11 protein-coding genes and 1 other annotated feature are annotated in these 15,116 nt (G+C 46.5%); of the genes, 8 read left to right on the forward strand and 3 right to left on the reverse strand.

Annotated elements, in window-relative coordinates; all coding sequences use genetic code 11:
* Nucleotides 1–51 precede the first annotated feature (51 nt).
* Both BLW49_RS15365 and ptsP read left to right on the forward strand, forming a co-directional pair.
* Nucleotides 52–1,938 (forward strand): glucose PTS transporter subunit IIA, encoded by a 1,887-nt coding sequence (locus tag BLW49_RS15365; RefSeq protein WP_076313187.1) that lies wholly within the window; start codon nucleotides 52–54, stop codon nucleotides 1,936–1,938.
* Nucleotides 1,935–3,677 carry a phosphoenolpyruvate--protein phosphotransferase gene (gene ptsP / locus BLW49_RS15370; RefSeq protein ID WP_076313186.1) on the forward strand — a complete coding sequence of 581 codons (1,743 nt, stop codon included), beginning with the start codon at nucleotides 1,935–1,937 and terminating at the stop codon, nucleotides 3,675–3,677. Before BLW49_RS15365 ends, ptsP begins: the two co-directional genes overlap by 4 nt.
* 122 nt (nucleotides 3,678–3,799) lie before the next feature.
* Here the strand turns inward: ptsP and BLW49_RS15375 are convergent, their stop codons facing one another.
* Entirely contained in the window at nucleotides 3,800–4,327 is a 528-nt protein-coding gene (locus BLW49_RS15375; protein WP_076313185.1) for a type 1 glutamine amidotransferase domain-containing protein, read from the reverse strand.
* Between the two features lie 226 nt (nucleotides 4,328–4,553).
* Here BLW49_RS15375 and BLW49_RS15380 point away from each other — a divergent pair, with 226 nt between their 5' ends.
* From BLW49_RS15380 to BLW49_RS15395, 4 genes are all read left to right on the forward strand, one after another.
* Complete coding sequence (locus tag BLW49_RS15380; protein ID WP_076313184.1) at nucleotides 4,554–4,997, forward strand: hypothetical protein; 444 nt, start codon at nucleotides 4,554–4,556, stop codon at nucleotides 4,995–4,997.
* Between the two features lie 128 nt (nucleotides 4,998–5,125).
* Nucleotides 5,126–5,473, forward strand: coding sequence for a bacillithiol system redox-active protein YtxJ (gene ytxJ / locus BLW49_RS15385; protein ID WP_076313183.1), 348 nt, complete (start codon nucleotides 5,126–5,128; stop codon nucleotides 5,471–5,473).
* Between the two features lie 99 nt (nucleotides 5,474–5,572).
* On the forward strand, nucleotides 5,573–6,577 hold the full coding sequence (gene ccpA / locus BLW49_RS15390) for a catabolite control protein A (RefSeq protein ID WP_047910927.1): 1,005 nt from the start codon (nucleotides 5,573–5,575) through the stop codon (nucleotides 6,575–6,577).
* A 116-nt stretch (nucleotides 6,578–6,693) separates the two neighbouring features.
* Nucleotides 6,694–7,389, forward strand: coding sequence for a 5'-methylthioadenosine/adenosylhomocysteine nucleosidase (locus BLW49_RS15395; RefSeq protein WP_090725434.1), 696 nt, complete (start codon nucleotides 6,694–6,696; stop codon nucleotides 7,387–7,389).
* Nucleotides 7,390–7,459: 70 nt separating this feature from the next.
* On the opposite strand, the gene BLW49_RS15400 is transcribed toward BLW49_RS15395, so the two are convergent.
* Nucleotides 7,460–8,092 (reverse strand): GNAT family N-acetyltransferase, encoded by a 633-nt coding sequence (locus BLW49_RS15400; protein WP_090725435.1) that lies wholly within the window; start codon nucleotides 8,090–8,092, stop codon nucleotides 7,460–7,462.
* Nucleotides 8,093–8,378: 286 nt separating this feature from the next.
* Between BLW49_RS15400 and acsA the strand changes: the two genes are divergently transcribed.
* Nucleotides 8,379–10,103, forward strand: a complete 1,725-nt coding sequence (gene acsA / locus BLW49_RS15405; RefSeq protein WP_090725437.1) for an acetate--CoA ligase — start codon at nucleotides 8,379–8,381, stop codon at nucleotides 10,101–10,103.
* 110 nt (nucleotides 10,104–10,213) lie between these two features.
* On the opposite strand, the gene BLW49_RS15410 is transcribed toward acsA, so the two are convergent.
* On the reverse strand, nucleotides 10,214–13,297 hold the full coding sequence (locus BLW49_RS15410; protein ID WP_090725439.1) for a transglycosylase domain-containing protein: 3,084 nt from the start codon (nucleotides 13,295–13,297) through the stop codon (nucleotides 10,214–10,216).
* 136 nt (nucleotides 13,298–13,433) lie between these two features.
* Nucleotides 13,434–13,710 (forward strand) — a binding site (T-box leader).
* A 61-nt stretch (nucleotides 13,711–13,771) separates the two neighbouring features.
* Here BLW49_RS15410 and tyrS point away from each other — a divergent pair.
* Nucleotides 13,772–15,022 carry a tyrosine--tRNA ligase gene (tyrS, locus tag BLW49_RS15415; protein WP_076313178.1) on the forward strand — a complete coding sequence of 417 codons (1,251 nt, stop codon included), beginning with the start codon at nucleotides 13,772–13,774 and terminating at the stop codon, nucleotides 15,020–15,022.
* The last annotated feature ends 94 nt before the right edge of the window (nucleotides 15,023–15,116 follow it).

The following is a 15,116-nucleotide window of genomic DNA, read 5'->3' on the forward strand; positions in this document are numbered from 1 at the left end:
ACAAAAGGACGGCTAACGCTTACCATCAATGATAGAAAGGAGAGGATCGCCATGAATTGGCTCGGTTCCTTGCAGCAGCTTGGAAGAGCTGTCATGCTTCCGACGATGGTACTGCCTGCAGCGGCGATTCTGCTAAGCATAGGCAGTCTTCCTTGGGAATCATGGGGATTTGAAAGTATAAGCGGTATAGCTACCGTCGCGGGACAGAGCCTGTTTTATTTTTTACCTTATCTGTTTGCCGTCGGTGTTGCACTCGGGCTGTCCAATCAGGCGGGTCAAGCAGGACTTGCAGCGCTTGCAGGCATGATTATTTATGACCAAGTCGTAAGCCATTTCGGTAACGGGGTTGTTCAACCCGCATCTTTGATCGGAATTATACTCGGCGCGATCGCCGGGTTTACTCATAACCGTTTCAAAAGCATCAAGCTTCCGGAAATATTGCAGTTTTTTGGCGGATCCCGATTTGTTCTGCTGATTGTAGGCTTGTTCTCCGCCTTGTTCTCCTGCATTATGCTCGGCTTAGCTCCTCTATTGCAGCAGCTGTTAGATTTAATTGCATCCATGGAATACAGCCTCGGCGGTTTCGGGTTATTCTTATACGGTATTCTATATCGGGTGCTTGTCGCATTCGGGCTGCATCATCTGCTTAATAATGTGTTCTGGTTTCAGCTGGGTTCCTACGAGACACCGGAAGGGCAGATTATGACTGGAGATTTGCCGCGTTTTTTTGCCGGGGATCCTTCAGCAGGCTATTTTATGTCAGGCTTGTTCCCTATTATGATGTTCGCCATTCCTGCGATTGCATTTGCCATTATTCAGGAAGCTCGGGAAGATTTGAAGCCCAAGATACATAAGACCTTCATGACTTCTGCGCTCGTTTGTTTTCTAACAGGGGTGTCGGAGCAGATCGAGTTTGCCTTTTTGTTTGCAGCTCCCTATCTGTTTTTTGTACACGCCGTTCTGTCAGGACTTGCCTTATGGATCAGCTATGTGCTTGAAATAAGACATGGATTTTCTTATTCGGCAGGTGTTATTGATTACATACTGAATTTCCACTTGTCTGAAAATGCACTCTTGTTGATTCCGATCGGGATCGTCTATGGCCTGGTATATTACTTCTTATTCCGATGGGCCATCCGTAGATTCCAGATCCCGACCCCGGGACGTGAGGAAGGCTCTGTGCTTGAGGACTGGGCAGGCAGTATACCTTATCAAGCACCGCTTATTGTGGAGGCGCTTGGAGGGAAGACCAATATTGTTCAGGTTGAGGCATGTATTACACGACTTCGGCTTACAGTGCATAATGACCGCCTTATTGATAGCAGCGCGATGAAGGCACTTGGTTCAGCCGGTCTCATCAAGCTCGGCGCAGGTAATGTGCAGGTTGTCTTCGGCACCTACTCTGAGTTAATTCGTGAGGAAATTGCCAAGCTGCTGGAGCGTGATTTGCCGCAAGTGCTGTTCAGCAGCCCTGTGCAAGGGAAGATGCTCCCCATTGAAGAGGTGCCTGACAAAATATTTGCAGGCAAGCTGGTAGGGGACGGCGTCGCTTTTGAGCCGGAGAATGGAGAACTGCTGTCTCCGGTGTACGGGACGGTCATGCATTTATATCCGACCATGCATGCTATCGGGATTCAAACTCCGGAGGGGCTTGAGGTTCTGCTTCATATCGGCATTGATACCTCACAGCTCAAGGGGAATTTTGATGCTGTCGTCAGCGAAGGAGATACCGTAGAGCCAGGTCAGCTGCTCATTCGCTTTAACTATGCTGCCTTGCTCAAGGAAGCACCGTCTCTTGTTACTCCGATGGTCATTACCAACCCGGATCGGGTGAAGTCATGGAGTTATGCACCGTTTAAGCACGTTAGAAAAGGCCAGGCATCTGTCATGTCGGTCGTATTATATGAAGATAGGAACGTTGGAGGGGTAGAAGCATGATACAAGGCATCTCAGGAGCGGCTGGTGTAGCCATCGGCAAAGCATTTGTTCTTCCAAGCTGGGAGTGGGATTTACCGGATCAGAAGATGGACGCTGTAGACCTGGCTCGGGAGTTCGAACGGCTGTACGAGGGGATTAAAACATCCCGTGATGAGATTCAGCATATTAAGCAGGAATTTAATGAAGTGGTGGGTCCCGAGGAATCGAGTATTTTTGATGCTCATTTGGCCATATTAGAAGATCCTGTGTTTATGAACGAGATTCAGGGGATTATTGAACGGCAATATAAAGCGGCCGAGGTGGCCGTAAAGGAAGCAATTGACCACTTTGTCACGATGTTTGACCTCTTGGATGATGAATATATGAAGGAACGGGCACTGGACATCAAGGATGTAGGAAACCGTCTCTTGAAGCATCTATTGGGTGCTCCAGAGATTACGCTGCCATTGGATACACAGCCTTATATTCTGGTAGCGAATGAGCTGTCTCCATCCCAATTGGCACACCTGAATCCTAATTATGTACTTGGTATCGTGACATTGATCGGCGGCAAGACCTCGCATTCCGCAATTATGGCTAGAGCTCTCGGAATCCCCATGGTATCAGGCCTTGAGAATAGTGTTAATCTTCCGGTTCAAACAGGGGATGTTCTCGTTATTAATGGCGATGAAGGAATCGTGTATGTTAATCCGGATCCACTTATTATCGAGAAATATACGGAAATCCGTAATCAGCAGCTGCGAAAGAAGGAGCAGCTTCAAGTGCTGGCGGAGGTAGATGCTGTCACCAAGGACGGAATACAGCTGAATCTGGCAGCCAACATCAGCTCTGTCAAAGAGCTGGACATGTCGCTTCGGTCCGGCGCTAAGGGGGTTGGCTTATTCCGTACAGAGTTCTTATATATGGATCGTCAATCATTCCCTAGTGAAGAGGAGCAATATGAAGTATACCGGCATGTAGTGGAGAAGACAGGCGGGAATGCTGTAGTCATACGAACACTGGACATTGGCGGAGATAAACAGCTTGATTATTTCCCTCTTCCGGAGGAAGACAATCCTTTCCTTGGATACCGTGCGATCCGAATTAGTCTGGAGCTTAAGGATCTGTTCAGGACGCAGCTGTCGGCTATCTTGCGGGCAAGCGTACATGGCAAAGTGAAGATTATGTATCCGATGATTTCATCACTGGATGAGATTAGAGAAGCGAATCAGATCTTGAATGAAGTAAAGGCAAGCCTGTCGGAGCGAGGAATCCCTTATGATGCTAACATTGAAGTAGGGATTATGATTGAAGTGCCGGCTGCCGTAGTTATCGCCGATCTGCTGGCCAGAGAGGTGGATTTCTTCAGCATTGGAACAAATGATCTTGTACAGTATGTTCTGGCTGTTGATCGCATGAATGAACAAATTGCCCACTTGTATCAGCCGTTCCATCCTTCTGTATTAAGACTTCTTCGTATGACAGCAGAGGCTGCGCATGCAGCAGGAATCAGTGTCAGTGTCTGCGGAGAACTGGCCGGTGATGAAAGGGCGGTTCCAATCTGGTTGTCGCTGGGCATACACAATCTGAGCATGTCTCCTCAATCTCTCCTGAGAGTGAAGCACCGTGTGCTGAATACGGAAGCGGCGGAGGCTGTAAAGGTGGCGAAGTCTTGTCTAACCATGTCGACAGGCAAAGAAATTGAGGCAGAGCTGGAGAAGTATAAACGGAATTCGACACAAAGCACTTCCCTGTCTTAATTTGACAGACAAGCTCCAGTATTACATCACGATGCAAAATATGTAAAGTGTTAATCTGCACCAAAAGAGGATGAACGGAGGCAAGCTGCCTGAATTCATCCTCTTTGTTGTTCATATAAATATCAGGATTCATCTGCGAGCAGATCACAGAAGGCTTTCCCGTATGGCGGCAAGTCAGGTGGTCTGCGAGCGGAAACAATGTTCCCATCAATGACCACAGGCTCGTCCTTCCAGATCGCACCTGCATTCTCCATATCATCACGGATTCCTGGTGTTGACGTGACTGTTACACCCTGCAGTATCTTGGCAGATATTAATACCCAGCCAGCATGACAGATTTGACCGATGATCTTGTGATCCTGGTGCATTTCTTGAATGAGCTCTATGACCTTAGGGTATCTCCGCAGCTTGTCCGGTGCCCAGCCGCCGGGAACAAGTATGCCGTCATAGTCCTGACTATTAAGCTCGTCGAAACTATATTCAGCCTTCGCCGGGACACCGTATTTGCCTACATAGGTTTTGTCTTTTGTTTCTCCGGCAAGATGAACCTCGGCCCCTTCTTCACGTACCCGATGAACAGGGTACCATAATTCCAAATCTTCGAACTCTTCATCCACCAGTGCAATGACTTTTTTTCCTGCTAATCTCATGTATTTGTAACACTCCTTCCTAACCGTATACAGTGCCATTGTAACCGAAACGACACGCGAATCCAAATCCGCTGCAGGATAAGAGAAAGAGTTAAGCTATGGAAATAAGTACATCCCTCATAGAGAAGGATTTATGCTACATTAGTCGAAGTAGAGTAGAAAAATATGAGATGAAGTCGAAAAAACTTGAATATTGAGATTTGAACAGATAGGTGGGGGATGGGTTATGCGCAGATGGTGTAAATGTAAATTGACAATGAACTTAGAGCTCCGAAGCGTAATCTATGCTAAGAGAGTAGAGATCAGAGATGTGCCCGTATTTTCCTGCATGACATGTTCAACGTATGAAGTCCTTAAGCCAGTCAAACCGGATTTGATTCAGCTGATCAGCAGCCTAAGTCCCGGAAGTGAATATGTCTCTGTTTCCTTTGCAGATTCAAATGAAGTTGCCAAGCTGATTACTGAACTATTAGAGCATCATCCTGATATCGACATCGATACCATGGGTAAAGAGATTGAACAAGCCAAGCAGGAGAGGATTAATCTGCTATTAGATTTGTATCAGTATGCGCTGAGTGCAGGCGATGAACATTGGATGAATGATGTGGAGAGAAGACTTGAACAGCTCTCTCAATTTCGGTGGGAAGAGCATTTTTCAGAGGCAGGCTGATCAGGTCAGTGCCATATCTTATGAAAATTGGCTTTTCGACTCGTTTTTTGTTAATATATTGGGAGTGTAAGTTTTTCTGAAAAGTATGAAAACGAAAAGCTGAAGTGACAAAGGGGGATGTATAGGCAATGAAAACGATGACAAGACTGACTAGTATAGAACAGCTTGAAGAAGCGGTTACACAGTCTTCAGAGACTCCGCTTCTGCTATTTAAACATAGTACTCGTTGTCCCATCAGCGCACATGCATATGAAGAGGTACAAGCCTACCTGGAAGCGGCACCTAATGAACAGGTTAATTATTCAATTGTATTGGTCATCGAGGATCGCGCCGTATCTACAGCAGCAGCAGAGCGTTTGGGAGTTCGGCATGAGTCTCCGCAGACGATTCTGGTGAAGAATGGGCATCCAGTCTGGCATACTTCCCACTCTGGAATCACTTCAAGAGACCTTAGTTCGGTTTTGAGCTCGACTTAAAGCCTGTTTATGTTTATTGCAAGTCGCAATAATATGTCGTATCATAATTTTTAACATGAAAATGGGAATGAAAATTTATTGCAAATGGAGAGAAGGAATGTGACGGTAACCATTTACGACGTAGCACGTGAAGCCGGAGTATCTATGGCAACGGTTTCGCGGGTTGTGAACAACAACCCTAACGTTAAGCCACAAACGCGTAAAAAAGTATATGAAGCCATAGAAAGACTCGGGTATCGTCCGAATGCAGTAGCAAGGGGGCTTGCTAGTAAGAAGACGACAACGGTCGGTGTAGTTATTCCGGATATCTCGAATTCGATTTTTGCCGAAATTGCTCGGGGAATTGAAGATATCGCGAATATGTACCATTATAACATCATCCTATGTAACGCCGATAAGAAGAAGGAAAAGGAAATTCGTGTTATTAACACCCTTCTGGAAAAACAAGTGGACGGGCTTCTGTTCATGGGCGGTACAGTAACTGATGAGCATATTCAAGCTTTTCAAACAGCGGCAGTGCCGATTGTTCTTTGTGCGACGAGTGATGAGAAGGGGACGTTCCCTTCCGTCGATATTGATCACGAAGCAGCAGCTTTTGATGCAGTAAGCACACTGGTTCGCCATGGCCATCGTGAGATTGCGATGATTAGTGGAACACTTCAGGACCCAGCGAACGGTTATGCAAGATTCCAGGGCTACAAGCGTGCTCTTGAAACAGCCGGTATCGAGTACCAAGAAGATCTGGTACGCATTGGCAACTATCGCTACGAGTCTGGTGTGGAAGCAATGAAGTACTTCCTTGGACTGAAGAAAAAACCAACCGCAATATTCAGCGCAACCGATGAAATGGCGATTGGTGCGATCCACAGCATTCAGGATGAAGGGCTCAAAGTTCCAGATGACTTCTCGATTATCAGTGTCGATAACATCCGAATGGCTTCGATGGTTCGTCCACAGCTGACAACGGTAGCTCAGCCGATGTATGATCTTGGCGCGGTAGCGATGCGTCTGCTTACCAAGCTGATGAAAAAGGAGAACGTGGAGAACCCGCGTGTTATTTTGCCACACGAAACGATTTTGCGTTTGTCAGTCAGTCATGTGTAATTAGCAACCGTATAGGTTAACTGGTAGAAAGCTCCGTTTTTGCGGAGCTTTTTTGCTGAACAAAGGATGTGCTGATTCATAAACCAAGCCGAGCCAAAGGAGATGAATATGAAGTTATGGCACAAACAATTGGACTCATTGGAGCGATGGATGAAGAGATTGAGCTGTTGCTGTCGGATATGGAGAATCCGGTACGAACAGATTATGCGGGCATAACGTATACCGAGGGGGATGTCTATGGCAAGCATGTAGTCGTATGCAAATCAGGTGTGGGAAAAGTGAATGCGGCTGTCACGACTCAAATTTTGATCGAGAAATTCAGCGTATCTCATATTATTTTTACACGGGTAGCTGGTGCAGTCCACCCGGATTTGGAGATTGGAGATATCGTCATCTCGACGGCATGTATTCATCACGATATAGATGTTACTCCTTTAGGTTACAAGCGGGGAGAAATTCCTTACCAGAAAACGTCGGCTTTTCCGGCGGATACAGATTTGATCAAACGGGCGGCTGAAGCATGTGAGGAGTTGTCAGCGAGATATATTAGCGGAATTGTGCTGTCTGGAGATCAGTTTATTGCAAGCAAAGAGGTTGTGAGCAGGCTGCACGACGAGTTCCAAGGGGCGTGTGCCGAGATGGAGGGGGCTGCGGTCGCACAGGTGAGCTTCATGAATAAGATCCCTTATGTTATTTTGCGTGCCATGTCGGATAAGGCAGATGGCTCAGCCCATGTGAACTTTGCCGAATTTACAGTGGAATCCTCTCAGAAATCCCATCGGATCGTAGAACACATACTGGTACATATGTAAGCAGAACAGATGAGTAAACGAGAAAAGACAGGAGCAGCCCGGGGATGTCCGGGACCAGGCTCCTGTCTTATTAGTACATATAGCGCTGTTTAAACCTTACGTGATCGAATTGTTCTTTGGAGGCAAGGGGGACCTTGCTGCCGATTCTCACCATAAGGCAATTGGCAGGATGTGCACAAATTTCAGGGTCATCCGTAGCGTACCAGACCATATCCACCGTCTTCATCAATCGCTCCATCATCTTACGGTAGTCCCATACGGATAGTCCGCTTCCTTTCAAATCCCAATGCCAGTAATATTCGGTCGTAAAGACGATATATTCCTCCATCTGTTCATGTTCAAAAGCGTGCTGAATGAGTGCGCGGCCAATTCCGTAAGAGCGGTAATCATCTGCAACCTCAATCGCTCCCAGCTCAATCAGATCCTTCATATTCCCTTCAGACCAACGTTCCATCTCGTCAGGATAATGAAAAGTCACATAGCCGATAATCGTATCTTGTTCTCTGGCAATAATGATTCTTCCTTCCGGAAGCTCAGATATTTGAATGAGAGCCTCTTGCTGCTCATGAGGTCTTCGGAACGCATCAAGATCCGGATGCATGACTAGATCCTGCAGCAATGCGGCAGGAACAGGACCTTCTACAACAATCTCCCTGCTGTTCATAATGAGTAAGTGAGCGTGGTGATGTTTGGTATGGTTCATTGTTCATCAGTGCTCCTTCTGGAGTGTCATGGCGTGTTCTCTCTACTTATAACAAATAACCAAAAAAATGAAAAGGGAATATTAACAGAATCTCAAATTATGCTATAATATTCCAGACATAAAGTTTTCACATTTCTAGCAATAGCCGCAGTAACTCGGATACGTTGGTAAGTTGAATCAAATTTTACATGAGAGTAAGTATGAATTTGATTCATGTCATTACAGATTTGTAAGCGCTAACTAACCTGTACATTGTGAAAATGTAACTGAGGAGGCTCTGAAGGCAATGAGTCATGATCAAAATGAATTTATCGCAACTGTCGTAGAGCGTAGTAATCTGGGAGATTACACACAGGCTCGTGAGCAATTTAGCTGGGAAGAAGTGAAGAAGCACTTTACGTGGTATGAAACAGGCAAAGTAAATATGGCATATGAAGCGATTGATCGTCATGTAGACGAAGGTAATGGAGCACGTACAGCGCTCCTGTACAGTGATGCGGTCAGAGAGGAAGCCTACAGCTTCCTAGATCTTAGTGAAGGCTCTAATCGATTTGGTAATGTACTCCGAAAGTACGGAATATCCAAAGGTGATCGGGTCTTTATTTTTATGCCAAGAAGCCCTGAGCTGTACTTGAGTCTGCTTGGAACCTTGAAGGTCGGAGCCATTGTGGGACCTTTATTTGAAGCCTTCATGGAAACGGCAGTGAAGGATCGTCTGCTGGACAGTGAAGCAGTAGCACTGATTACCGTTCCACAGCTGCTGCCGCGTATCAATCGTGACGAACTGCCCCAACTGAAGCATATCTTCGTTGTAGGCGGTGGAGCACAGGAGCAAGAGGGTTTCATTGATTACGATGCAGAGATGGCAGCGGCTTCAGATGAGCTGGAGCTGGAGTGGCTCAGTCTGGAAGATGGTATGATTCTGCACTATACCTCTGGATCAACTGGCAAGCCCAAAGGGGTCTATCACGTTCACAATGCAATGATTCAGCATTATTATACAGGGAAGGTCGTCCTGGATTTACGAGAAGATGATATTTATTGGTGTACCGCGGATCCTGGCTGGGTTACGGGTACATCATATGGTATTTTTGCGCCTTGGCTGAATGGAGTCACGAACGTAATCAGAGGCGGCCGGTTCAGTCCACAGGATTGGTATCAAACGATTGTCAGCAATAAAGTAACCGTGTGGTACAGTGCTCCTACTGCATTTCGAATGCTGATGAGTGCAGGAGACGAGGTTATTAAGCAATTTGATTTGTCTACACTGCGTCATGTACTCTCCGTAGGTGAACCGCTGAATCCTGAGGTAGTAAGATGGGGAACCAAAGCCTATAATCAGCGAATTCATGATACCTGGTGGATGACCGAGACCGGAGCACAGCTCATTTGTAACTATCCAGGTATGGTGATTAAGCCGGGCTCAATGGGTAAGCCGCTCCCGGGGATTGAAGCCGCAATTATTAATGATCAAGGGGAGGAGCTTCCTCCGTATTCCATGGGTAATTTGGCAATCAAGACACCGTGGCCTTCCATGATGAGGCAGGTGTGGAACAATCAGCCTAAATATGACGAATACTTTCGTATTCCTGGCTGGTATGTATCCGGGGATTCCGCTTATATGGATGAGGACGGGTATTTTTGGTTCCAAGGAAGAATTGATGATGTCATCAACTCTTCAGGCGAACGAATCGGTCCTTTTGAAGTAGAGAGCAAGCTCGTAGAGCATCCAGCAGTTGCAGAAGCCGGTGTAATTGGTAAACCGGATCTCGTTCGAGGTGAGATTATTAAGGCCTTTGTCTCCCTGCGGGAAGGCTATGAACCTACACAGGAATTGAAGGACGATATTTACCGTTTTGTAAAAGAAGGCCTATCTGCCCATGCAGCCCCTCGTGAAATTGAATTTAAGGATAAATTGCCGAAGACTCGATCAGGGAAGATTATGCGAAGGGTGCTTAAAGCGTGGGAGCTTGATTTACCTGCTGGCGATTTGTCCACGATTGAAGATTAGAATGATCGTCCGTGTTGATATTATGACTTAATCAAAAAACTTGAATATATACAAAAAAGCTAACGTAAGTTTAAAACTTACGTTAGCTTTTTTTACTTCTATAGCCTATCTTAAGGACTTACTGGTGCTGACGGACTGGATTCTCCAGCCGCGTTAACCGCGGTTACTCTGAATGCACCCTTGGCTTCCGCATTATTGTAAGTGAATGCCGTGAAACCAGCAGTTCCAACATGCTGAAAAGGCTCCTGACCTGTTTCGCTGTAGTAAACATTGAAGCCCGTTACGCCTTCCTGTTCGGCCCAGGTGATGACAATACCTTGCTCTGTAATCTGGGCAGAAACACCGCTAGGTGCTGCAGGCGCACCTGACGCATCGCTGTTACTGTTCGCTCCAGCGTCACCGTCCGGGTTCGCATCTGGATCGACGACCGTACCTGGAACCTCAATGGGATTGTCTGGTGTCTCTTCCACTGGAGGAGGAGCCTGAGCGCCGCTGCTGACAATTGCACTAGGTGCTGATTCTCTGCCAGCGACGTCAACTGCAACAATGTAGAACTGTACGCCGCTGCCCGCATAGCTGCTAAATGAAGTCGGATTCCCTGCAAGCACGACCTTACCCTGATTCTGGAACGGACCACCGTTCATGCTCCGATATAGTCTGTACCCGACGACATCGCCGGCTGCGCTTGGATTAAAGGTGATGACTGCATTTCCATTGTTCACCGTCATTCTGACATTGCCAGGGGCATCCGGATTCGCTCCGTCATCCTTACGAGGGTCAACCTCCTTAGGCATGTCTTCATCGGCATCGTCCGGCAAATAGTAGGATAATGGCTCATGCTCGGCCATCACTTTAAATGCTTCCTGCAGTTGCTTAATCAGCTCAGAGATTGGACGTTCACGCTTCACGACGGTTTGCTCCTTCAGCATATCTGAAGGCGTTTCGTCTCTAGGGATATAATTTACACCGTTGTAAGTGATGTACTTCGATTTAGCAACCGCATCGTCGCTTTCGGTTGGTACATATTTCGTATTGAAAATGTCCGTTACGAATTTGTCGGTAAGCGAAGTCGGCAGCTTGCCGCTGTATGCGGATACCGTCTTCGTTGTAATATTCTCAGGCTTCGTAAAGGTCTTGGTAGGGAACAGGTCTGGCTCAGCCTCGGTAACCTCGTTCAATATTTTAGCCCAGAGTCTGCGGGCCCGCTCTCTTTCAGCACCTTTAGCGAGTGTGGATAGAGTCTCTTTGTTGTTATAACCTACCCATACGCCGAGAGTCACATCCGGTGTGTACCCTTGGAACCATACATCTGCATAGTTCTGCGTCGTGCCTGTCTTGCCGGCAATTTCAATTTCACCGTACTTGTTGAAATTGTCTCTAACGAGCTTACCTGTACCGTCCGATATAACCGTACTTAACATGTCTGTCATTAAATAAGCTGTTTCCTTAGAGAAGACTTCCTTCGGTGCAGCTTCATGAGAATATACGATGTTCCCTTGTGAATCAACAATTTTCTCAATCATGTAAGCATCATTAAAGACACCATTGTTGGCAATCGCACCATATGCATTCGTCAATTCTTCTACGGATACACCGTAAGTAAGACCTCCGAGTACACCGGTAGTTGCATTCGTATAGTCCACATCCGTCAAGGTAGTAATCCCAAGACTTTTCGCAAAATCCCAGGCCTTCTCAAGTCCCAGCTTTTCATTAAAGATTTTGAGGGCTGGAATGTTGAGAGATTGATTTAACGCATATCTTGCCGTTACTAGACCGTTATAATTTCCGTTTGAGTTTTTCGGAATATGATAGCCTTTTTGACCATCCTTCAAAATGATCGGCGAATCATCAAGAACGGAGGCTGGCTGTATAATTCCTTCTTCAAGCGCTGGCAGAAAAGCAGCGATCGGCTTCATAGCCGAACCAGGCTGTCTTACCATTTGTGTAGCAAAGTTCAAATTCTCAACATTAAAATCACGACCCTCGATCATGCCGAGAATTTTCCCGGTCTTGTGATCAATCATCATGGCAGCCGTCTGCTCTAAGCCTTTGCTCTCGTTATACGCTGAGAAGTTGCTGTCGTCCTCGGCGATGGTGCGCATCGTCTTGTAGACATTCTTATTAATGGTCGTATAAACGCGATATCCACCGGTACGAAGCTTCTGCAGTGCTTCCTCAGTCAGCTCGCTGTCTGATTTATCCGGCACTTCTCCTTCAGGATAGAGCACATCAATCAGCACTTTGGCAGCCTGTCTTTCGGTTTCTAGCATAAGGTAAGGGTACGTATTGTATGCTTTGGCTACTCTTGGTGCAAGCGATGACTTAAGATCAAATGCTAATGCTTCATCATGTTCACTCTGCGTTATCTTGCCCAAAGCGAGCATACGTCCGAGCACACGCTCCTGACGCTCAATGGCATTGTTGAAATTGTCCTCATTGAACTCACCTTTTCCGTTGAAAGCGGAGTAGGCGGAAGGGAGCTGAGGAAGGCCCGCCAAATAGGCAGCCTGTGCAATGTTCAGATCATCAAGATCATTTACATTAAAAATACCTTTGGCTGCAGCTTTGATCCCGTATACGTTATATCCGCTGGAGCCGTTCCCGAAAGGAACCTTATTTAAATAAGCTGTAATGATTTCATCCTTGGTCAAAAACCGTTCTAAACGCAAGGATAATAAAATTTCCTTCACTTTCCGATCTTCTGTCTTGTCCAGACTCAGGAAGACCCGTCTTGCCAGCTGCTGAGTCAGCGTGCTTCCGCCTGTTTGTACAGGCTCGTTCAGCACTCTCTCCTTGACAGCTCTTAGAGTACCTGTTATGTCTACGCCTTTATGTTCATAAAAAGTATCATCCTCGATAGAAGTCACTGCATCAAGTACGATTTGAGGAATGTCCTCCAGTTCCACAATACGCCGGTCTTCTTCTGTCCTGAGTTGACCGATTGCTGAACCGTCTGCAAAATAAGCAAAACCCGTTAGTGCATTCTCACTGACTGCTTGTTCAATTGCAGCTCTGGAGCGGACAGGCTCGTCTTTAACAATGGATGCTATGTAACCTGTAAGTGCACCGCCGACAAACAGGATACCTACGAAGCCAAGAACGACCATCCATTTAACAAAACTACCTAACCTGCTTAAGAATTTTCTTTTGCGGGAAGGCTGCTCATCAGGTTTTTTATCCTTATCATCAACCATCAAATGTCTTCCTCCTTTTAACAGGCATTATTATAGCATAAAATCACTCTTTTGAACCCCCGTAAATGGTGGCAAGGGTCGGAAATTGACAGCCCTTCTCGGAATATGTTATATATAAAGTCAAAACTTGATACGGAAAAAAGCTGTGAAGGACTCCAGTAGGAGGCGGATAACACATAGTCAGAGAGCCGGTGGGTGGTGTGAACCGGAATGTGCCGCTTGTCGAATTACCGTCCGGAGCTGTCCAGATGAACAGGAATAGCAGGTTGAAATTACCATGAGCTATTGCAGGATTAGTCTGGTACCGGGTTGAAATCCCGTTATGTCAATGAAGTGAAAGTGCCTATCTTTTTATTTGTAGAGCAGGCACTTTAATTAGGGTGGTAACGCGAGAGCTCCTTCTCGTCCCTTGGGATGAGAAGGAGCTTTTTGTGTCCAAATAGGATCGAACATATTATAGGGGGTACGTTTAGGATGAAATGGGAAGAACTCAGCAAGACTCAGCAAGAGGAAGTGAGCCGTCAGCTGGATGTGATATCAAGAGGAGTATCCGAAATTGTTCCGGAAGAGGATTTGAAGCAGAAGATCATGAAATCGGTAGTCAGCGGAGTACCACTTCAGGTGAAGCTTGGAATGGACCCGTCTGCGCCTGACTTGCATATTGGCCATACCGTAGTTATGCACAAGCTGCGTCAATTTCAGGATCTGGGTCATGAAGTACAGCTGATCATCGGGGACTTTACGGGCCGAATTGGTGATCCGACGGGGAAATCCGAGACACGGAAGCAATTGAGTGAGGAAGACGTAATACGCAACGCAGAGACATACAAGAAGCAGCTGTTCAAAATTCTGGATCCAAACAAAACAAAAGTATACAACAACTCCGATTGGCTTGCGCCGATGAACTTCTCTGAAGTTGTTAATCTGGCTGCCAAGGTAACGGTTGCCCGGATGATGGAGCGCGATGATTTCACGAAACGTTTCCAGAGCGGCCAGCCAATCAGCATTCATGAATTTTTCTACCCGCTTATGCAAGGAACGGATTCTGTCGTTCTAAAGAGTGATATTGAGCTTGGCGGTACGGATCAGAAGTTCAATCTCCTGATGGGACGTACTTTGCAAAAAGAAAATGGAGACGAAGCGCAGGCGACCATCATGCTTCCGCTTCTAGAAGGTCTGGACGGGGTTCAGAAGATGAGTAAGAGCCTTGGCAACTACATTGGTATCGACGAGGAGCCGAACGAAATTTACGGCAAATCGATGTCTGTTCCCGATGAGCTTATGCTGAAATACTACACGCTGGCTACCGATCTGAGTACAGAGGAACTGAAGGCGTTGGAGCAAGGTGTTGAAGACGGCAGTGTTCATCCGCGCGACGCAAAGATGAAGCTTGCTTACACCTTTGTCCGCATGTACCACGGGGAAGAAGCAGCTGAGGCAGCTCAGCAGCACTTTGTGACTGTATTCCAGCAGCGTGCACTGCCGGACGATATTGCAGAAGTCGTGATTCCTGCCGAATCGCTCGAGAATGGAACTATACGTCTGATCAGCCTGCTTACGACGCTCGGATTCGCTGCTTCTAACGGTGAAGCGAAACGAAGCATTCAGCAGGGCGCAGTCAAAATTAATGAAGAAAAGTGGGGCGATCCGAACAGTGAGTACACCCCGCAGGATGGCGATATCGTACAGGTCGGTAAACGTAAGTTTGCCAAAATCAAACTGTAAAGTATTATGAGCTTCGTTATAAGCTTTAGATAGTAAAAGAGTGCCTTTAGGTCATATGAGGTCAGTTCCTATGACTTGACAGGCACTCTTTTTT

Origin of the sequence: Paenibacillus sp. PDC88, from assembly GCF_900106725.1 — a bacterium.
Lineage (GTDB): Bacteria > Bacillota > Bacilli > Paenibacillales > Paenibacillaceae > Paenibacillus > Paenibacillus shunpengii.

Bases quoted from the DNA above. Each gene is read 5' to 3' on its own strand.
- ytxJ (WP_076313183.1), top strand. From the start codon at position 5,126: ATGAAAACGATGACAAGACTGACTAGTATAGAACAGCTTGAAGAAGCG.
- tyrS (WP_076313178.1), top strand. From the start codon at position 13,772: ATGAAATGGGAAGAACTCAGCAAGACTCAGCAAGAGGAAGTGAGCCGT.
- BLW49_RS15380 (WP_076313184.1), top strand. From the start codon at position 4,554: ATGCGCAGATGGTGTAAATGTAAATTGACAATGAACTTAGAGCTCCGA.
- ptsP (WP_076313186.1), top strand. From the start codon at position 1,935: ATGATACAAGGCATCTCAGGAGCGGCTGGTGTAGCCATCGGCAAAGCA.
- BLW49_RS15365 (WP_076313187.1), top strand. From the start codon at position 52: ATGAATTGGCTCGGTTCCTTGCAGCAGCTTGGAAGAGCTGTCATGCTT.
- BLW49_RS15410 (WP_090725439.1), bottom strand. From the start codon at position 13,297: ATGGTTGATGATAAGGATAAAAAACCTGATGAGCAGCCTTCCCGCAAA.
- acsA (WP_090725437.1), top strand. From the start codon at position 8,379: ATGAGTCATGATCAAAATGAATTTATCGCAACTGTCGTAGAGCGTAGT.
- BLW49_RS15375 (WP_076313185.1), bottom strand. From the start codon at position 4,327: ATGAGATTAGCAGGAAAAAAAGTCATTGCACTGGTGGATGAAGAGTTC.
- BLW49_RS15395 (WP_090725434.1), top strand. From the start codon at position 6,694: ATGGCACAAACAATTGGACTCATTGGAGCGATGGATGAAGAGATTGAG.
- BLW49_RS15400 (WP_090725435.1), bottom strand. From the start codon at position 8,092: ATGAACCATACCAAACATCACCACGCTCACTTACTCATTATGAACAGC.